Consider the following 17602-nt stretch of genomic DNA (forward strand, 5'->3'; position numbering starts at 1 on the left):
TTTGTCTAGCATCTAAAATAAAAATTGACGTTTCACGTTGTTTGTTTCGTTCAGTTTTCAAAGAACTACTTGGTCGCTCATTTGCGACTTCCTTATGTTAACATCTTCGTTAGTTAATGTCAACTAAGTTTTTCAATTTCTTTTTGTCGTTTTCTGCGTTTCCGCATCAGCGACGGTTATTAATTTAACATATACAAACTATTAACGTCAACACTTTTTAATAAAAAATTCTTTTTCTTACATAACGAATACATTCTTCTGTGTTAGCTACTCTCCGGAATAAACAGAAAATGATTTTATATCTTTCTTCCATAGCTTTTTTTACAACTTCATGAATACGCTCATCTTCAAAATCAAATAAAAGTTCCTCTAATTCTCTCTTCAATATGTATTCCATTTCTTTTCTCTCTTCTTTTGTCAACATCAGCCCAAGCAAACAATCACCTCAATAATTCCTTACGCAACAATAAACGTTCCGCTCATTTTCAATTATCACAATCCTATCATCCATTATCTCCACTACTTACGATATTAATCCTTTGTTCTCTTTTTTATATTTCCAGCATATATGTAACTGAAAAGGATTGGACAAAGGGGCGTAATATTATGTTTTTCTTTTTTATTACGAGTAAGAGAAATTTTAAACACATTAGCTTAATAGTGATACTGTCCTTATTTACAGCATGGCTACTCTTTTTAAAAACATATTCACATGAATCTGCTTTTTCAACTGCTACAGGCCCTAAAGTAATTTACAAAGGAGACACCGCTAAAAAGCAAGTTGCATTTACGTTTGATATTAGTTGGGGAGACAAAAAAGCAATTCCAATCCTAGATACTCTTAAAGAAAAAGAAATTAAGAATGCAACCTTCTTCCTTTCTGCTGCATGGGCCGAAAGACACCCCGATATTGTAGAGCGAATCATGAAAGATGGACACGAAATCGGTAGTATGGGTTACAATTACACATCCTATACTTCTCTAGAGACAAATGAAATAAGACGAGACCTTTTACGAGCACAAGATGTTTTTACGAAACTTGGTGTAAAACAAGTCAAGCTGTTACGTCCACCTAGTGGCGAATTTAACAAAGCAACCCTTAAAATCGCAGAATCACTTGGATACACCGTCGTGCATTGGAGTAATAATTCAAACGATTGGAAAAACCCAGGTGTAAATAACATCGTTTCCACTGTCTCTAATAATTTGAAAGGTGGAGATATCGTGTTATTACACGCATCCGATTCTGCCCTTCAAACAAATAGAGCTTTACCGCTGCTCCTGCAAAAAATAAAAAGTGATGGATATGAGCAAATATCCGTTTCACAACTTATTTCCAACACAAGTACGAAAAGTGAAGATGTGAAGTAGCTTCTTCCCTACTACTCTTCACGCATAAAAAGCTCTACTACCTTTCAAGAAGGTAGTAGAGCTTTTTTAATCATACCATTTACAACATTATAACTGCTGTTGTATAAAACCTCTCTATTAAGCTGATTTACTTGTTTTTCCGATTAAACGATGTAATACAAGTAATTGATATGCATTACATAACAATAGCGGTATAACCATTAAATATAACCAATCTGTATCATTAATCCGAAGCGCCGGTACCCATTCAAGGATCGTTACAACAACCATAAAGAACAGAGCTGGCACAAATGCTTTTTTATTTGTTTCTTTACTTTTTACATAAGCAACAATTGCTCCAAACACAAATAACATTCCAGCAACAAGTATATTATTCCCTAACGAGACTTCCCCATTTGCAATAAGTACAGATCTTAAATACACAAAATCAAATAATACGAATGCAATAAAGAAGAGCTGGACTGCATTCCATAAAGAAGATGAGCGAAACATCCCTAGTCCAAAACGGTGGATTGTTAAATATGCAAAGAATCCCATTTGACTTATAACACTAAAAATAAATCCTACACCCATCAGCCAGAAAGATACTGCTAAAATCTCCTTACCGTCGAAATTTTGAAAAAATTCATTGTACTTGTCCCACTCCAAAACAAAACCAATAATAACTGTGCTAATCCCACCAAGAAACAACGTCGTTAAAAATAGTCGTACCCACTTGCGGCTATTCACAACACATCCCCCATTATCCTTATATTTCTAATTAAATTGTATCAATGACAATTTCAAAAAGCTAGCCATGTTCATGTATAAATTCCTTAAAGATATTTATATTAAAAAGAGAGAACTGTGCTGAAAGGAGTTCCAACTTATGAAACGGATGCTATTCATTTTCGTTTCTTCTTTTCTACTTATCGCACTTGCAGCATGCGCACAAGGAAAAGAAACGAAATCTGAACTAGATTACGATCAAACAAAGAAAATGATTGTTGATATTTTAAAAACAGATCAAGGTAAGAAAGCTATTCAAGATGTATTAACTGATGAAAAAATGAAACAAGCACTCATACTAGATGAAACAGTAGTAAAGAAAACGATTGAAGATGCCATGGTATCCGATAAAGGGCAACAATTCTGGGAAAAGCTCTTTAAAGATCCTGAGTTCTCATCAAAATTTGCTAAAAGTATGGGGAAAGAACAAACTCAATTAATGAAAACCTTATTAAAAGACCCTGAATACCAAGCAGGCGTTATAGAAATTATGAAAAATCCTGAAGTAGAAAAAATGATGTTACAAACAATGAAGAGTAAAGAATACCGTCAATATCTACAACAAGTACTAACAGAAACTGCTGAAAGTCCACTCTTCCAAGCCAAGATGATTGATATCATTAGTAAAGGTGTGCAAAAAGCTGAAAAAGGCGGATCTGGTAAGAAAGAAGCAGGCGGTGACGGTGGTTCTCAAGGCGAGAAGAAGGAAGAACAGTAAAAAATAATAACTATAATAACGAGTGGACAATTTATATATTGTTCACTCGTTATTACTTTATCTTGCTATTAACACACAAAATGGCCCCCTCTAATTAAGCGAAAGGTTTACTAGCAACAAAAGCCTTATTGTTGTCAGTAACAGGTGAACCCCACTGATTAAAGTTTCACTTTATTTTTGTGTAACAGCTGTTTTATCAATTACTGTTTCAGCTATTTTACTATAAATAATGCCCGTTGTATGTGTATCTTCATATACTGAAGGAGCAAAGTCTTCTTTATTCCAATCGGGTTGTTGCAGTGGAATACGACCAAGAACATTCGTTTGTAATTCGGTAGCTAACTTATCTCCCCCGCCTTTTCCAAATACATATTCTTTCTCACCAGTTACCTTACTTTCAAAATATGCCATATTCTCAACAACACCAAGAATACTATGTTCAGTGCGCAATGCCATCGCTCCAGCACGCGCTGCTACAAACGCAGCTGTTGGATGAGGCGTCGTTACAATAATCTCTTTGCAAGATGGCAACATTGAGTGCACATCTAACGCAACATCACCTGTGCCTGGTGGCAAATCTAGTACTAAATAATCTAAATCGCCCCATTCTACTTCTGTGAAGAAGTGGTTTAACATTTTCCCAAGCATAGGTCCTCTCCAAATAACTGGTGCATTATCCTCTACAAAGAAGCCCATTGAGATTACCTTTACACCTAAACGTTCCACCGGAATTATCTTGTCACCTCTTACGATAGGACGTTTTTCTATCCCCATCATGTCTGGCACACTAAAACCGTAAATGTCCGCATCAATAATACCAACTTTTTTTCCTAAACGAGCTAAAGCAACTGCAAGGTTAACGGAAACAGTTGATTTTCCCACGCCACCTTTTCCACTCGCTACTGCTAAGAATGTTGTTTTTGAATTAGGTGACAATAAAGATTCACTTTGCTCTTCTTCTTGTTCCGATGCAAACTGAGCTAATTCCTCTTCTGTAAATTCTGCAAAACGAAGTCCAACTGTTGCTGCCCCAAGTTCTTTTACTAACTTTACAATTCCAGACTGCAACTGCATTTGTTCCGCTGTACCGGTTTTTACGATTGCAATTTTAACACTCACATGTTCCTTCTCTGGCTTGACTGTTACCTCTTTAATTGCACTTGTTTCTTTTAATGTTTTATGTAAAAACGGATCTACAATCCCTTCTAACGCTTCAACCACTTGCTCTTTCGTTACCATAATTAGCCCAGCCCCCTGTATGAAAAATAACGTAATGTTAATTGAATTTATCTCTGCGTATTCTTGAAATAAATGCGTTTACATTTCCAGTATAACATATTTTCCGAAAACTTCGTTAACGAGAGAAGCTCAAAAAAATCCTCCTTATTCTGGAGGATTTCCTTTTTCCGTGAAATAACGTAATATACCACGGTATATTGCAGCTGCTACCTTTTGCTGATATTTCTCCGAATTTAACATATACCTTTCGTTCACATTCGATAAAAAGCCGGCTTCAATTAAAGCACCTGGTGTTTTAGAATACTTTAATAAATACACATGCGAAATTGTCTTAGCAGAACGATTCGTGTTCTCTAAACTTGTTCTCAATTCAGCCTGTATAAATTTTGCAGCACGTTCATTTTCAATCGAAGAGCGGTAATAGAACGTTTGTGCGCCTTTCGATCCACTACTAGTTAAAGCATTTAAATGAATACTTGCAAAAAAGTCTACATCAGGTTTATTGATGATTTCTACACGTTTTTTTAAATCCTCTGCTTTACGTCTACTATATGACTTTGTATCTTTGTTAGCTAAATCATAATCTCCCTCACGCGTTAAAATAACTAGTGCACCTTGTTCTTGTAAATAGTCTTGTACCTTTTTTGTAATTTCAAGCGTAATATCCTTTTCTATAATATCCTTTCCACCAACAGCCCCTCCATCTGGTCCACCATGTCCAGCATCTAATACAATCACTTTCCCTGATAAGGGTAAATTCCAAGCTCGCCACGATTTTGTAATTTGAAATTCTTGTTTGACTAAAAAAAACAATACCACCGCAGCGAGTGCAAAAGAGATAATTCGAATTCTCTTCATACCTTTCCTCCTCCAGCTAGTCCCTCTAATTACTTATATGGGACAAGAGGAAAGTTTATGCTTGTCTTAATGAAGCTTTAATCGATATCTTCTTTCACCTTTTTCATACCCTTCTTGCCACCACAATCCTATAAACTGCTGACAAGATTCAAAAAGTAATTCCTCATCTTTCAACTTTATTTCTCGCATAGTCATACTCGTTAAAAATTGAAATAGCGTTTCAGTTAATTGTTGTTCTTCTTCTAAAGCTCTATATTTCACATCAAAAAACGATTCACCATAATAACCAAATTTACTGTATCTCGCTCCTAATAAATAAGATTCTATCCCTAATTCAATACAGTAATCTTCATACTGACGATGAAGCTCTTGCATTTGAAAGGCATCACGAATATTTGAACGCAATGTTTTTAATGATAATTCCCGCAACATCTTCCGCTCGTATTTTAACTGCTTTTCTTTTTGTTTTTCTTGTAAGCTGACAATGACATTCATAGTACTTATAAACCTCCCTAATACGTATTAGTCTAAACTTCTAAAGAAGAAGCATACGCGCGGCGGTAGCACTAAAATATTCCAAGCTATAAAAATTGCAAAAGAGGAATGAAACATAAAAAACCCCAACCAAAATGGTTGGGGTTTGTAGTTCGCAAAAATTAACGTTTTGAGAACTGAGGTGCACGACGTGCGCCTTTAAGACCGTATTTTTTACGCTCTTTCATACGTGCGTCACGAGTTAATAGACCTGCACGTTTTAGTGTTAGACGGTATTCTGGATCAGCTTTTAATAAAGCGCGAGAAATACCGTGACGAATAGCACCAGCTTGACCAGTGTATCCACCACCATTTACGTTTACAAGTACATCGTAGTTACCTAAAGTTTCTGTTGCAACTAGAGGTTGTTTCACTACTTCACGTAATGCAGCAAATGGGATATAGTTTTCAAAATCACGACCGTTAATGATAACGCGTCCTTCGCCTGGAACTAGGCGTACGCGCGCTACTGAACTCTTACGACGTCCAGTGCCATAGTATTGAACCTGTGCCAAAGTAAGCCCTCCTTTAATTAATTATCCGCGAAGTTCGTAAACTTCTGGTTTTTGTGCTTGGTGTGGATGCTCTGCTCCAGCATACACGTTAAGTTTCTTAGAAACTTGACGGCCTAAGCGTCCTTTTGGAAGCATGCCTTTAATTGCAAGCTCTAACATTTGTACAGGGTAGTTTGTACGCATTTCAAGAGCTGTTCTTTGCTTAAGTCCACCTGGGTGGTTAGTGTGACGGTAGTAAATTTTATCGTTTAATTTATTACCTGTTAAATGAATTTTCTCAGCGTTAATAATAATTACATGATCACCCGTGTCAACGTGTGGTGTAAATGTAGGTTTGTTTTTACCACGTAAAATGGATGCTACTTCACTAGCAAGGCGACCTAAAGTTTGACCTTCAGCATCAACCACATACCATTTACGCTCAACTTCGTTAGCTTTTGCCATAAAAGTCGTACGCATGTGTTTCCCTCCTCGTTATCTTTTCCATAGAAAAAATCTATTGTTTATCTTAAACACGATTTCCTTCCGGGGCTAATCGTGGTTTTAGAAACAATACCATATGTTATGATATACTTTTGAGTTTCTAATGTCAAGCAAATGTTACACCAGGATTAGTTGTTATAGTTTACCTCCCACAAGTAAAGCCCATGACCTGGAGCCATCTTTCCAGCAAACTGACGATTTTGTTTCGCTAAAATCTCTGGAATGCTATCAGGATCAAGCTTTCCTTGCCCTACGCTAAGTAACGTACCAACAATAATTCTGACCATATTATATAAAAATCCATTACCTACAAAACGAAAAATTATTTCATCATCTTGTTCAATTAACTCGATTTCATAAATTGTTCGCACTTTATCTTTTTTGTCAGTTTTTGCCGAACAAAAAGAAGTAAAATCATGCGTTCCAATAAAATAAGGAATTGCTTCTCTTATAGAGTTGATTTCGAGCGGGTATGGATATTGATATACGTAATTTCTACGGAATACATCCGCAGTCTTTGATAATAATACACGATAACGATATTCTTTTTTCTCAACACCGTAACGTGCATGAAATTCTTCTGTTTTTTTCTCTACTTGCCTAATAACAATATCATCTGGCAACATTGTGTTTAAAGCATTACTCCATTGCCACTCTTCAAGAGACAAGGGAGTATCAAAGTGTATTACTTGTCCTTTTGCATGAACTGTAGAATCTGTTCTACCAGATGCCTGAACACGAACAAGTTCTCCCTTATGCAATTTCTGCAATGCTTTTTCTATCTCCTGTTGAACAGTACGATGGTTCGGCTGAATTTGATAACCACAAAAATGCATGCCATCATATGCAACCGTACATTTTATTCTATCCATTTCTCTATTCTCCATTACGATCGCACCCATGCCAAAATACAAGCTAAACAAAATAAGCTGACAATCGTTACTGTATCGCTTGTTTTCCAGCGTAGTTGCCTAAATTTAGTACGTCCTTCACCACTTTGATATCCACGAGCTTCCATCGCAATGGCTAAGTCCTCTGCACGCTTAAAAGCACTGATAAACAGAGGAACGAGCAGTGAAATAATAGCTTTCATTCTATCTTTTATCGGTCCCCCGGCAAAATCAATACCACGTGACGCTTGTGCTTTCATTATTTTACTCGTTTCATCCATTAATGTCGGGATAAAACGAAGAGAAATTGACATCATTAATGCGATTTCATGAACAGGAACCTTTATACGCTTCAACGGCTTTAATAACGTCTCCAAACCATCTGTAATTTCAATAGGTGTCGTCGTTAACGTTAATAATGTCGTCATTAAAATAATAACGAAGAATCGTACAGAAATGTATATCCCTTGCTCTAATCCTTTTTCATATATCGAAAACCAACCAAGCTGGAATAGTACATCCCCCTCTTTATTTGTAAAAATATGCAGGAAAAATGTAAAAAGAAAAATCCATAAAATTGGTTTTAAGCCCGAAAGTACATAACGAATCGGCACTTTTGCAAAAAATAAAGCAATGAGTGCATATAAAAATAAAAATCCATATGAAATCGCATTATTTGCTAAGAAAACAACAAATACATATAAAAAGACAATCAGCAGCTTCGTACGTGGATCAAGTTGATGAATAAGTGAATTCCCCGGGATATATCTCCCAATAATCAACTGCTGCATGATTCATGACCACCTTTTCGTAACACCTGCACAACTTCATGAGTAAGATCCTCTAAAGATAAGGTAGCCTTTGGAATTGAAATACCAAACTTCTCTTCAATTGCACGTTTATACTTTAATGACATAGGAAGATCCACACCAATTTTCTCTAGTTCATCAGCATGTGAAAATACTTCCTCTGCACTTCCTTGCAAAAAGACCGTTCCTTTATGCATAACTACAATCTGCTCCGCATACTGAGCAGCATCCTCCATATTATGCGTTACAAGGATGACTGTAAGACCCTTCTCCTTGTGCAGCTTATAAAACATCTCCATAAGTTCGTTCTGCCCTTTTGGATCTAGTCCTGCTGTAGGTTCATCTAATACAAGCACTTCAGGTTCCATTGCCAGTACACCCGCTATAGCAACACGTCTCATTTGTCCACCACTTAATTCGAACGGAGAACGTGTTAACAGTTCTGGTTCTAGCCCTACAAGTTCAATTGCCTTTCTAGCCTTTTGCCTTGCTTCGTCTACAGATACTCCAAAATTAGTAGGGCCGAAACAAATATCTTTCTCCACAGTCTCTTCAAACAACTGATGTTCTGGAAATTGAAAGACAACCCCTACTTTTTTACGTAGTGGCTTTAGCTTTTTTTCTTTCTTTCCTGCCGAAATCAAATGTTCACCAATTTGAACTGTACCATTTGTCGGCTGCAATAAACCATTTAAATGTTGAATCATCGTCGACTTTCCTGAACCAGTATGACCGATAATGGCATAATAGCCCCCACTTGGAAACGACACGTCTACATCATAAAGTGCGCGTCTTTCAAATGGAGTTTTATATTGATAACGATGTTCTACTTTTTGGAATGTAATCTCCAAAGTTCGTTCACCAAGCTTTCCATTGTAAGATGCGTATTTTGCAAGAGAATTTCATTTCTTTTTAATAATTCTGCTATTTTCACCGAAAACGGTACATCTAAGCCAATTTCTTGGAGCATATGAGAGGATTTGAAAATTTTTTCTGGAGTCCCTTCCTCTAATATTTCTCCCTTATTTAAAATAATGACACGATCTGACTGTGCCGCTTCTTCTAAATCGTGCGTAATTGATAACACGGTAATACCTTTTTGAGTAACAAGTTGTCTAACCGTTTCTACTACTTCACGTCTCCCTTGAGGGTCTAACATTGACGTTGCTTCATCTAATATTAAAATAGATGGTTGAAGTGCTAAAACGCCTGCTATTGCCACTCGCTGCTTTTGCCCACCAGATAAGGAATGAGGCTCATCATTAAGAAAATCTTCCATACGGACAAGTTGCAAGGCCTGTTCTAATCTTTCAATCATTTGTTCTCTTGGCATTCCGATATTCTCCAAGCCAAATACAACATCATCTTGCACTGTCGTTCCAACAAATTGATTATCTGGATTTTGAAATACCATTCCAATTTGTTTTCGAACATCCCATACCGTTTCCTCTGATAAAACCATTGTATCATTTACTGTAATAGTCCCTGCTTCTGGCAAAAACAAACCATTCAATAATTTTGCAAGTGTAGACTTTCCTGAACCGTTTTGTCCAATAATAGATACCCATTCTCCCTCATATAAGGAAAATGAAACATCTTTTAATGCATAAGTGGCTGCCCCAGGATATTGAAATGATATATTTTCTATCCGAAGTTTCTCTTTTTTCAATAGAAGGCACCCTTTCCTTCGCCAAGTTAGCCTATTTTTATATTTAAAAAAAAGGGCCATGACCAGTTTCTTGAAAAGAACTGTCCTGCCCTTTTAATTATCATTATACTAACTCGATAATTACCATTGGTGCTGCGTCTCCGCGACGTGGACCAATTTTTGCAATACGAGTGTATCCGCCTTGGCGCTCAGCATAGCGTGGAGCTACATCAGCGAATAGTTTTTGAAGTGCATCTTGACCAGTCTCAGCGTTAGCTACTTCATTGCGAATGAAAGCTGCTGCTTGACGACGAGCATGAAGATCTCCGCGTTTACCTAAAGTGATCATTTTTTCCACTACAGAACGAAGTTCTTTTGCACGAGTTTCTGTCGTTTGGATGCGCTCGTTGATAATTAAATCAGTAGCTAAATCACGTAACATAGCTTTACGTTGCGCACTTGTACGGCCTAATTTTCTGTATGCCATTCGTAGTTCCCTCCTTTGTTGATGGGTTTAAATCCTCAGTCGTCTTTACGTAAACCTAAACCTAATTCCTCAAGTTTATGTTTAACTTCTTCTAAGGATTTACGTCCTAAGTTACGAACTTTCATCATATCTTCTTCTGTTTTGTTCGCAAGCTCTTGTACAGTATTAATTCCTGCACGTTTTAGGCAATTATAAGAACGAACAGAAAGGTCTAGTTCTTCGATAGTCATCTCAAGAACTTTCTCTTTTTGATCTTCTTCCTTCTCGACCATAATCTCAGCATTTTGTGCTTCATCAGTTAAACCAACAAAGATATTTAAATGCTCAGTTAAGATTTTGGCACCTAAAGAGATAGCTTCTTTTGGCCCGATGCTTCCATCCGTCCATACATCAAGCGTAAGCTTATCATAATTAGCCACTTGTCCGACACGTGTCTTTTCCACTTGGTAAGTCACACGTGATACTGGAGTATAAATAGAATCAATAGGAATTACTCCTATTGGTTGATCTTCGCTTTTATTTGCATCAGCTGGCGTATACCCACGGCCACGCTTTGCAGTTAAACGCACGCGGAAATGCGCATCTTTTGCTAACGTTGCAATGTGTAAATCTGGATTTAAGATTTCTACATCACTATCGTGAGTAATATCAGCAGCTGTGACAATACCTTCGCCCTGTACATCAATTTCCAACGTCTTCTCTTCTTCAGAGTAGATTTTAAGAGCTAACTTTTTCAAGTTTAAGATGATCGTCGTAACGTCTTCTACTACGCCCTCAACTGTTGAAAATTCATGTAATACGCCATCGATTTGGATAGCAGTAACAGCGGCACCAGGGAGTGAGGATAAAAGAATACGACGTAAGGAGTTACCCAAAGTAGTACCATATCCACGCTCAAGCGGTTCAATTACGAATTTACCATATTTAGCATCTTCGTTAAGTTCAACCGTTTCGATTTTCGGCTTTTCGATTTCAATCATTAACTAAACCCTCCTTCAAAACGTCGAAACCCCGGTTAAACAAAGGTATAACCCCTGTCTAACCGAAAGTCCCCCTTAGGCAGTTCCCGATTGTGCACAACAAGCGATGTTTCTGTACGAAATTTCTCGATAATGCATCATATCCATTATAGACAAAAGGGAAAATTCTATACAGAAAAATTACACACGACGACGTTTTGGTGGACGACATCCATTATGAGGAACTGGAGTAACATCTCTAATTGCTGTTACTTCTAGACCTGCAGCTTGAAGAGCACGAATTGCAGCTTCACGACCAGCACCAGGACCTTTAACAGTAACCTCTAAAGTTTTTAAACCGTGTTCCATTGCAGCTTTAGCAGCAGTTTCAGCAGCCATTTGCGCAGCGAATGGAGTAGATTTACGAGATCCACGGAAACCAAGTGCACCAGCACTAGACCAAGAAAGTGCGTTACCGTGAGTATCTGTAAGTGTTACGATTGTGTTGTTGAAAGTAGAACGAATATGAGCTATACCAGCTTCAATATTCTTTTTCACACGTTTTTTACGAGTGTTTGTTTTACGTGCCATTGTTAGTTCAACCTCCTTTACTTATTATTTCTTTTTATTTGCTACTGTACGACGTGGACCTTTACGTGTACGAGCATTGTTTTTAGAGTTTTGACCACGAACTGGTAAACCACGACGGTGACGAAGACCACGGTAAGAACCGATCTCCATTAGACGTTTGATGTTAAGAGATACTTCACGACGAAGGTCTCCCTCAACTTTAATACGATCGATGATATCACGGATACGTCCTAATTCGTCTTCCGTTAAATCACGAACTCGTGTTTCTTCAGAAATACCTGCTTCAGCAAGAATTTTTTCAGCAGTTGTGCGACCAATGCCGAATACGTAAGTTAAAGAAATAACAACGCGTTTGTCTCGAGGAATATCTACACCTGCGATACGTGCCATTACGAATGCACCTCCTTCTGATTAACCTTGTTTTTGTTTATGTTTAGGGTTTTCACAAATAACCATTACTTTTCCACGTCTACGAATAACTTTACATTTTTCGCAGATTGGTTTAACTGACGGTCTTACTTTCATGTCTCGAACCTCCTTAAAGATTACGGAGTGCTATATTATTTAAAACGGTACGTAATACGACCACGATTTAAATCGTACGGAGATAATTCTACCGTAACTTTGTCTCCTGGTAAAATACGAATGAAGTTCATACGGATTTTACCAGAAACGTGAGCCAATACGACATGCCCATTCTCTAATTCTACTTTGAACATAGCATTTGGCAACGTTTCAAGAACGGTACCTTCGACTTCAATTACATCATCTTTAGCCATTCAATAGTTCTCCCTTCTTCAAATCAGTAACATTTTACACTGCTCTGAAATCCCGGAGAGCCAGCTACTTATAAAGTGGTAAGGATTTCGTATCCTGCTTCTGTAAGAGCAATCGTGTGCTCAAAATGGGCACACCATTTACCATCTACCGTTACCACTGTCCAGTCATCAGATAGTGTTTTTACATATCGTCTTCCTTGATTCACCATCGGCTCAACACAGATGACCATTCCCGGCTTTAATCTAGGGCCTCTATTTGGTGGACCATAGTGCGGGATTTGAGGGTCCTCATGTAAGTCTTGCCCGATTCCGTGACCAACATACTCCCTAACGATCGAGAATCCATTCTCTTCAGCATGGGTTTGAACCGCATGTGAGATATTTGATAATCTCTCGCCTGGTTTTACTTGTTCTAGACCAAGATACAACGATTTTTCTGTGACATCAAGTAGCTTTTGAACAGATTCAGAAATGTTTCCAACTGGATACGTCCATGCAGAATCTCCATGGTACCCATTGTATTTCGCACCAATATCGATACTGATGATATCGCCCTCTTTGAGCTTGCGCTTCCCTGGAATTCCGTGTACAAGCTCTTCATTTACAGAAGCACATATGCTCCCCGGAAATCCGTTGTATCCTTTAAAAGATGGCGTAGCACCATATTTTTGAATCGTCTTTTCCGCTATTTGATCGAGCTCTTTCGTTGTAATTCCTGGAGTAATGTGCTGTTTCAACTCTTGATGAGTCAAAGCAACGATCCTGCCAGCTTCTCGCATGATTTCTATCTCGCGAGGAGTTTTGCAGATTATCATTACGCTAAGCCTCCGATGAGAACATCGATATCAGCAAATACTTTATTGATATCTTGCTCACCATTAATGCTTTGTAAGTAACCAAGCTCTTCGTAGAAATCAAGCAAAGGTTTTGTTTGCTTAATATTTACATCTAAACGATTTGCTACAGTTTCTTCATTGTCATCAGAGCGTTGATATAATTCGCCACCACATTTATCGCACACATCAGCTTTTGCTGGTGGATTGAATTCTAAGTGGTAAGTCGCACCGCACTCTTTACAAATGCGACGGCCTGTAAGGCGTTTTAATAACAACCCTGAATCCACATTAATGTTTAAAACATAGTCGATTTTTTTGCCAAGATCTTTCATAATTTCTTCAAGAGCTGATGCTTGTGCAACAGTTCGTGGGAAACCGTCTAGTAAGAAACCTCTTACGCAGTCGTCTTGACTTAAACGTTCACGAACGATTCCGATTGTAACTTCATCTGGAACAAGTGCACCTTTATCAATAAAAGATTTTGCTTGTAGACCCATTTCAGTTTCAGCCTTCATAGCTGCACGGAACATGTCTCCTGTTGAAATGTGAGGGATGTTATACTTGGCAACAATCTGTTCGGCTTGTGTACCTTTACCAGCACCAGGAAGCCCCATTAAAATTAAGTTCATCCTTGTTCCCCCTCAGAGTACATGAGCATGTAGGGAAGACAATTCTTCCCACTTACTCACTGCTTGATAAACCCTTTGTAATGGCGTTTTACCAGTTGGCTTTCTAGCTGCTTCATTGTTTCTAAAGCAACGCCGACAACGATTAACATACTCGTTCCACCGATCTGTGCAGATGGAGGAAGATTTCCCAATTTCGTAAAGATAACTGGTAAGATTGCAATCGCTGCTAGGAAAATTGATCCTACAAAGGTCAAACGATACAAGATTTTTGTTAGATATTGTTCCGTATTCTTACCCGGACGAATACCTGGAACATATCCACCTTGCTTGTTTAGATTCTCTGACATTTGCTCTGGATTAACCTGAACAAATGCATAGAAATATGTGAAGGCTACAATGAGCGCAACATATATGATCATTCCCACTGGGTGAGAATAGTTAAAGTTTGCAATAATCCACTGCGATACATCATGTTTCGGGAAGAACTGTGCAATAGTCGGAGGCGTAATTAAGAATGAAACAGCAAAAATTACTGGAATAACACCAGCACTATTTACCTTAAGCGGTAAATGTGTGTTTTGTGCTCCAGCATAACCACCATTTCCTCCTGTTACACGCTTCGCATATTGAATTGGGATCTTTCTAACAGCCTGTTGAATGAAAATAACACCCACAATAACTGCTAGCACAGCTAGTAAAATCAATGCAACTTTAACGATACTCATGAACAATTGATCTCCGATATTTTGAAACTGTTGCTGATACACTTGAGATATAACACTTGGGATCGCTGCGGCAATACCGCCAAAGATAAGGATGGAAATACCATTACCTACACCTTTAGCTGTAATCTGTTCACCTAACCACATTAAAAATGCAGTACCAGCAGTCAGTACCGTAGCAATGTATAAATAAGTGCTCCAACCTGGATTCAAAATTAATTGTCCACCTACCATACCGTTAAAACCGATTGACATACCAAACCCCTGAATAAACGCAAGAACAATTGTAAAGTAACGCGTGAATTGCGTTAATTTACGACGGCCCATTTCACCTTGCTTCGACCATTCCGAAAATTTAGGAACAACATCCATCTGCAATAATTGCACGATGATGGATGCTGTAATATACGGCATGATTCCCATCGCAAAGATGGAGAAGTTTTTCAAGGCTCCACCGCCAAATGTATTTAGAATACCTAAAGCATTTAATTGATCTTGTGCCTTCAGTACGTCTCCATTTGTAAATGGCACGGGGATAAACGTGCCAATCCTGAATACGATTAACATCGCTAAAGTGAATAATATTTTACGTCTTATCTCAGCAACGCGCATAAAGTTGGAGATTGTACGAAACATTAGATCACCTCAACTGATCCGCCAGCTGCTTCAATTGCTTCTTTAGCACTTGAAGAGAACTTGTGCGCTTTAACAGTTAGTTTTTTCTCTACTGCTCCGCTTGCAAGAACTTTAACACCGTCGTTTAACTTGCTGATAACGCCAGTTTCCAGCAATAATTCAGGTGTTACTTCTGTACCATCTTCAAAACGATTTAACGTTGATAAGTTTACAATAGCAAACTCTTTACGGTTAATGTTTGTGAAGCCGCGTTTTGGTAAACGACGGAATAATGGAGTTTGACCACCTTCGAAGCCAAGACGAACACCGCCGCCAGAACGTGCGTTTTGTCCTTTATGACCTTTACCAGCAGTTTTACCGTTACCAGAACCGATACCACGACCGACACGGTTACGTACTTTACGAGAACCTTCTGCAGGTTTTAATTCATGAAGTTTCATTCCCAGGCACCTCCTTATATTAATGAGTTATCCTTAAGCTTCTTTTACAGTTACAAGGTGAGAAACTTTGTTGATCATACCAAGAATAGCAGGAGTTTCTTCCTTAACTACAGTTGAATTCAACTTTTTAAGACCTAAAGCTTCTACCGTCGCACGTTGATCTTGTGGACGACCAATTACACTACGAGTGAGGGTAATTTCTAACTTTTTCGCCATTTGTTTTCCCTCCTTAACCTAGTAGCTCTTCTACAGATTTACCGCGTAATTTTGCAACATCTTCAGCGCGCTTAAGTTCGCTTAATCCGTTCACAGTAGCGCGAATCATGTTGATTGGTGTGTTAGAACCAAGAGATTTCGAAAGAATATCTTGTACACCAGCTAATTCAAGGACCGCACGAACAGGTCCACCAGCAATAACACCAGTACCCTCAGCAGCAGGTTTTAAGAATACTTCACCAGCGCCAAAATGACCGTTGATTGTGTGTGGAATTGTTGTACCAACTAATGGTACAGCGATTAAGTTTTTCTTAGCGTCTTCGATAGCTTTACGGATTGCGTCTGGTACCTCTTGTGCTTTACCAGTACCGAATCCAACATGACCGTTTTTATCGCCAACTACAACTAGTGCAGCAAAGCGGAAACGACGACCACCCTTAACAACTTTCGCGACACGATTTATCGTAACTACACGTTCTTCAAGTTCTAATTTACTTGGGTCAATGCGATGCATCAATTTTCCCTCCTTTGACCATTAAAATTGTAATCCAGCCTCACGAGCAGCTTCAGCTAGAGCTTTAACACGGCCATGGTATAAGTAACCACCGCGATCAAATACTACTTCTTTAACGCCTTTCTCTACAGCACGCTTAGCAACTGATTCTCCAACTTTCGTAGCAGCTTCAATATTGCTAGTACCGTTAAGAGCAAGGTCTTTATCAAGAGTAGATGCACTTACTAACGTTACACCATTCACATCATCAATAACTTGAGCGTAAATATGTTGGTTAGAACGGAACACGTTTAAACGTGGACGCTCTGCAGTACCAGTAAGTTTAGCACGTACACGTGCATGTCTTTTCTTACGAGTCGCATTTTTATCAGCTTTAGTGATCATTCTTGTCACTCCTTTCTCTCACCTAACGGGTTTACTTAGCAGTTTTACCTTCTTTACGACGAACAACTTCGCCTTCGTAACGAATACCTTTACCTTTGTAAGGCTCAGGAGCACGTACAGCACGGATGTTAGCAGCGAATTCGCCAACACGTTGCTTGTCGATACCTTTAATTACGATCTTAGTTGGTGCAGGTACTTCAACTTCAAGACCTGCTTCCGGAGTCATTTCTACTGGATGAGAATAACCTACGCTTAATACAAGTTTATCACCTTGTTTTTGAGCACGGTAACCAACACCGACTAATTCAAGTCCGCGTGCGAAACCTTCAGTTACACCTTCAACCATGTTTCCGATTAAAGCACGAGTTGTACCGTGTAATGCACGGTGTTCCTTCTGTTCAGATGGACGCTCAACTGTTAATGTATTCTCTTCAATTTTGATAAGCATATCAGCATTGAAAGTACGAGTTAATTCACCTTTAGGGCCTTTTACTGTTACAGTATTGTCTTCTGCAACTGTAATAGTAACACCTGCAGGGATTTCAAGAATCTTTTTACCAATACGAGACATGTGGT

The 17602-nt window shown here is 38.4% G+C and carries 27 protein-coding genes; 2 read left to right on the forward strand and 25 right to left on the reverse strand.

Annotated elements, in window-relative coordinates; all coding sequences use genetic code 11:
• Positions 1-217 precede the first annotated feature (217 nt).
• Entirely contained in the window at positions 218-436 is a 219-nt protein-coding gene (locus ACTFSL_RS26730) for a hypothetical protein (protein ID WP_000901147.1), read from the reverse strand.
• A gap of 170 nt (positions 437-606) precedes the next feature.
• Here ACTFSL_RS26730 and pdaB point away from each other — a divergent pair, with 170 nt between their 5' ends.
• Complete coding sequence (pdaB, locus tag ACTFSL_RS26735; RefSeq protein WP_000464703.1) at positions 607-1371, forward strand: polysaccharide deacetylase family sporulation protein PdaB; 765 nt, start codon at positions 607-609, stop codon at positions 1369-1371.
• A gap of 117 nt (positions 1372-1488) precedes the next feature.
• Here the strand turns inward: pdaB and kbaA are convergent, their stop codons facing one another.
• Positions 1489-2100: a KinB signaling pathway activation protein KbaA gene (kbaA, locus tag ACTFSL_RS26740; protein ID WP_001088524.1), complete on the reverse strand. Its 612-nt coding sequence runs from the start codon at positions 2098-2100 to the stop codon at positions 1489-1491.
• A gap of 139 nt (positions 2101-2239) precedes the next feature.
• Here kbaA and gerD point away from each other — a divergent pair, with 139 nt between their 5' ends.
• Entirely contained in the window at positions 2240-2857 is a 618-nt protein-coding gene (gene gerD, locus ACTFSL_RS26745) for a spore germination lipoprotein GerD (RefSeq protein ID WP_000827295.1), read from the forward strand.
• Between the two features lie 171 nt (positions 2858-3028).
• On the opposite strand, the gene ACTFSL_RS26750 is transcribed toward gerD, so the two are convergent.
• From ACTFSL_RS26750 to rplF, 23 genes are all read right to left on the reverse strand, one after another.
• Positions 3029-4096: a P-loop NTPase gene (locus ACTFSL_RS26750; protein WP_440042678.1), complete on the reverse strand. Its 1068-nt coding sequence runs from the start codon at positions 4094-4096 to the stop codon at positions 3029-3031.
• A gap of 144 nt (positions 4097-4240) precedes the next feature.
• Entirely contained in the window at positions 4241-4954 is a 714-nt protein-coding gene (gene cwlD / locus ACTFSL_RS26755) for an N-acetylmuramoyl-L-alanine amidase CwlD (RefSeq protein WP_000822439.1), read from the reverse strand.
• Between the two features lie 66 nt (positions 4955-5020).
• Entirely contained in the window at positions 5021-5449 is a 429-nt protein-coding gene (locus tag ACTFSL_RS26760) for a DUF2521 family protein (RefSeq protein WP_001101005.1), read from the reverse strand.
• A 161-nt stretch (positions 5450-5610) separates the two neighbouring features.
• Positions 5611-6003: a 30S ribosomal protein S9 gene (rpsI, locus tag ACTFSL_RS26765; protein WP_000079986.1), complete on the reverse strand. Its 393-nt coding sequence runs from the start codon at positions 6001-6003 to the stop codon at positions 5611-5613.
• A gap of 21 nt (positions 6004-6024) precedes the next feature.
• Positions 6025-6462: a 50S ribosomal protein L13 gene (rplM, locus tag ACTFSL_RS26770; RefSeq protein WP_001260793.1), complete on the reverse strand. Its 438-nt coding sequence runs from the start codon at positions 6460-6462 to the stop codon at positions 6025-6027.
• Positions 6463-6614: 152 nt separating this feature from the next.
• A complete protein-coding gene (gene truA, locus ACTFSL_RS26775; protein WP_440042679.1) occupies positions 6615-7358 on the reverse strand; it encodes a tRNA pseudouridine(38-40) synthase TruA in 744 nt (247 codons plus the stop codon).
• A gap of 14 nt (positions 7359-7372) precedes the next feature.
• Positions 7373-8167: an energy-coupling factor transporter transmembrane component T family protein gene (locus ACTFSL_RS26780; RefSeq protein ID WP_001186526.1), complete on the reverse strand. Its 795-nt coding sequence runs from the start codon at positions 8165-8167 to the stop codon at positions 7373-7375.
• Entirely contained in the window at positions 8155-9036 is an 882-nt protein-coding gene (locus tag ACTFSL_RS26785) for an energy-coupling factor ABC transporter ATP-binding protein (RefSeq protein ID WP_000406535.1), read from the reverse strand. Before ACTFSL_RS26785 ends, ACTFSL_RS26780 begins: the two co-directional genes overlap by 13 nt.
• A complete protein-coding gene (locus ACTFSL_RS26790; protein ID WP_000711757.1) occupies positions 9012-9854 on the reverse strand; it encodes an energy-coupling factor ABC transporter ATP-binding protein in 843 nt (280 codons plus the stop codon). Before ACTFSL_RS26790 ends, ACTFSL_RS26785 begins: the two co-directional genes overlap by 25 nt.
• Positions 9855-9957: 103 nt before the next feature.
• Entirely contained in the window at positions 9958-10320 is a 363-nt protein-coding gene (rplQ, locus tag ACTFSL_RS26795; RefSeq protein ID WP_000331490.1) for a 50S ribosomal protein L17, read from the reverse strand.
• A gap of 35 nt (positions 10321-10355) precedes the next feature.
• Entirely contained in the window at positions 10356-11300 is a 945-nt protein-coding gene (locus ACTFSL_RS26800) for a DNA-directed RNA polymerase subunit alpha (protein WP_000569643.1), read from the reverse strand.
• Between the two features lie 180 nt (positions 11301-11480).
• The gene (gene rpsK / locus ACTFSL_RS26805) at positions 11481-11870 is read right to left on the reverse strand and encodes a 30S ribosomal protein S11 (protein ID WP_000101798.1); all 390 of its coding nucleotides are present in this window, start codon (positions 11868-11870) and stop codon (positions 11481-11483) included.
• Positions 11871-11894: 24 nt separating this feature from the next.
• Positions 11895-12260: a 30S ribosomal protein S13 gene (rpsM, locus tag ACTFSL_RS26810; RefSeq protein ID WP_000090788.1), complete on the reverse strand. Its 366-nt coding sequence runs from the start codon at positions 12258-12260 to the stop codon at positions 11895-11897.
• 21 nt (positions 12261-12281) lie between these two features.
• The gene (rpmJ, locus tag ACTFSL_RS26815; RefSeq protein WP_000868344.1) at positions 12282-12395 is read right to left on the reverse strand and encodes a 50S ribosomal protein L36; all 114 of its coding nucleotides are present in this window, start codon (positions 12393-12395) and stop codon (positions 12282-12284) included.
• 35 nt (positions 12396-12430) lie between these two features.
• Entirely contained in the window at positions 12431-12649 is a 219-nt protein-coding gene (gene infA, locus ACTFSL_RS26820) for a translation initiation factor IF-1 (RefSeq protein WP_001029884.1), read from the reverse strand.
• A 68-nt stretch (positions 12650-12717) separates the two neighbouring features.
• Complete coding sequence (gene map / locus ACTFSL_RS26825; RefSeq protein WP_000582539.1) at positions 12718-13464, reverse strand: type I methionyl aminopeptidase; 747 nt, start codon at positions 13462-13464, stop codon at positions 12718-12720.
• Positions 13464-14114: an adenylate kinase gene (locus ACTFSL_RS26830; RefSeq protein WP_001048989.1), complete on the reverse strand. Its 651-nt coding sequence runs from the start codon at positions 14112-14114 to the stop codon at positions 13464-13466. The genes map and ACTFSL_RS26830 overlap by 1 nt, the downstream gene beginning before the upstream one ends.
• A 56-nt stretch (positions 14115-14170) precedes the next feature.
• Positions 14171-15472, reverse strand: coding sequence for a preprotein translocase subunit SecY (gene secY, locus ACTFSL_RS26835; RefSeq protein WP_000490117.1), 1302 nt, complete (start codon positions 15470-15472; stop codon positions 14171-14173).
• Positions 15472-15912 (reverse strand): 50S ribosomal protein L15, encoded by a 441-nt coding sequence (rplO, locus tag ACTFSL_RS26840; RefSeq protein WP_000766081.1) that lies wholly within the window; start codon positions 15910-15912, stop codon positions 15472-15474. Before rplO ends, secY begins: the two co-directional genes overlap by 1 nt.
• Before the next feature lie 33 nt (positions 15913-15945).
• Positions 15946-16128, reverse strand: coding sequence for a 50S ribosomal protein L30 (gene rpmD / locus ACTFSL_RS26845; protein ID WP_001085234.1), 183 nt, complete (start codon positions 16126-16128; stop codon positions 15946-15948).
• Positions 16129-16141: 13 nt separating this feature from the next.
• Positions 16142-16642, reverse strand: coding sequence for a 30S ribosomal protein S5 (gene rpsE, locus ACTFSL_RS26850; protein WP_000554646.1), 501 nt, complete (start codon positions 16640-16642; stop codon positions 16142-16144).
• Between the two features lie 21 nt (positions 16643-16663).
• The gene (gene rplR / locus ACTFSL_RS26855; RefSeq protein WP_000628816.1) at positions 16664-17026 is read right to left on the reverse strand and encodes a 50S ribosomal protein L18; all 363 of its coding nucleotides are present in this window, start codon (positions 17024-17026) and stop codon (positions 16664-16666) included.
• Between the two features lie 31 nt (positions 17027-17057).
• Entirely contained in the window at positions 17058-17597 is a 540-nt protein-coding gene (rplF, locus tag ACTFSL_RS26860; RefSeq protein WP_000086558.1) for a 50S ribosomal protein L6, read from the reverse strand.
• Between the last annotated feature and the right edge of the window lie 5 nt (positions 17598-17602).

Origin of the sequence: Bacillus cereus group sp. MYBK108-1, from assembly GCF_051917185.1 — a bacterium.
In the GTDB taxonomy this organism is placed as follows: domain Bacteria; phylum Bacillota; class Bacilli; order Bacillales; family Bacillaceae_G; genus Bacillus_A; species Bacillus_A cereus.

What these genes read in the sequence shown, in the direction of transcription:
- pdaB (WP_000464703.1), top strand. Translation starts at nt 607, where the DNA reads ATGTTTTTCTTTTTTATTACGAGTAAGAGAAATTTTAAACACATTAGC.
- gerD (WP_000827295.1), top strand. Translation starts at nt 2,240, where the DNA reads ATGAAACGGATGCTATTCATTTTCGTTTCTTCTTTTCTACTTATCGCA.
- ACTFSL_RS26750 (WP_440042678.1), bottom strand. Translation starts at nt 4,096, where the DNA reads ATGGTAACGAAAGAGCAAGTGGTTGAAGCGTTAGAAGGGATTGTAGAT.
- cwlD (WP_000822439.1), bottom strand. Translation starts at nt 4,954, where the DNA reads ATGAAGAGAATTCGAATTATCTCTTTTGCACTCGCTGCGGTGGTATTG.
- ACTFSL_RS26760 (WP_001101005.1), bottom strand. Translation starts at nt 5,449, where the DNA reads ATGAATGTCATTGTCAGCTTACAAGAAAAACAAAAAGAAAAGCAGTTA.
- rplM (WP_001260793.1), bottom strand. Translation starts at nt 6,462, where the DNA reads ATGCGTACGACTTTTATGGCAAAAGCTAACGAAGTTGAGCGTAAATGG.
- truA (WP_440042679.1), bottom strand. Translation starts at nt 7,358, where the DNA reads ATGGATAGAATAAAATGTACGGTTGCATATGATGGCATGCATTTTTGT.
- ACTFSL_RS26780 (WP_001186526.1), bottom strand. Translation starts at nt 8,167, where the DNA reads ATGCAGCAGTTGATTATTGGGAGATATATCCCGGGGAATTCACTTATT.
- rplQ (WP_000331490.1), bottom strand. Translation starts at nt 10,320, where the DNA reads ATGGCATACAGAAAATTAGGCCGTACAAGTGCGCAACGTAAAGCTATG.
- ACTFSL_RS26800 (WP_000569643.1), bottom strand. Translation starts at nt 11,300, where the DNA reads ATGATTGAAATCGAAAAGCCGAAAATCGAAACGGTTGAACTTAACGAA.
- rpsK (WP_000101798.1), bottom strand. Translation starts at nt 11,870, where the DNA reads ATGGCACGTAAAACAAACACTCGTAAAAAACGTGTGAAAAAGAATATT.
- rpsM (WP_000090788.1), bottom strand. Translation starts at nt 12,260, where the DNA reads ATGGCACGTATCGCAGGTGTAGATATTCCTCGAGACAAACGCGTTGTT.
- rpmJ (WP_000868344.1), bottom strand. Translation starts at nt 12,395, where the DNA reads ATGAAAGTAAGACCGTCAGTTAAACCAATCTGCGAAAAATGTAAAGTT.
- infA (WP_001029884.1), bottom strand. Translation starts at nt 12,649, where the DNA reads ATGGCTAAAGATGATGTAATTGAAGTCGAAGGTACCGTTCTTGAAACG.
- map (WP_000582539.1), bottom strand. Translation starts at nt 13,464, where the DNA reads ATGATAATCTGCAAAACTCCTCGCGAGATAGAAATCATGCGAGAAGCT.
- ACTFSL_RS26830 (WP_001048989.1), bottom strand. Translation starts at nt 14,114, where the DNA reads ATGAACTTAATTTTAATGGGGCTTCCTGGTGCTGGTAAAGGTACACAA.
- secY (WP_000490117.1), bottom strand. Translation starts at nt 15,472, where the DNA reads ATGTTTCGTACAATCTCCAACTTTATGCGCGTTGCTGAGATAAGACGT.
- rplO (WP_000766081.1), bottom strand. Translation starts at nt 15,912, where the DNA reads ATGAAACTTCATGAATTAAAACCTGCAGAAGGTTCTCGTAAAGTACGT.
- rpmD (WP_001085234.1), bottom strand. Translation starts at nt 16,128, where the DNA reads ATGGCGAAAAAGTTAGAAATTACCCTCACTCGTAGTGTAATTGGTCGT.
- rpsE (WP_000554646.1), bottom strand. Translation starts at nt 16,642, where the DNA reads ATGCATCGCATTGACCCAAGTAAATTAGAACTTGAAGAACGTGTAGTT.
- rplR (WP_000628816.1), bottom strand. Translation starts at nt 17,026, where the DNA reads ATGATCACTAAAGCTGATAAAAATGCGACTCGTAAGAAAAGACATGCA.
- rplF (WP_000086558.1), bottom strand. Translation starts at nt 17,597, where the DNA reads ATGTCTCGTATTGGTAAAAAGATTCTTGAAATCCCTGCAGGTGTTACT.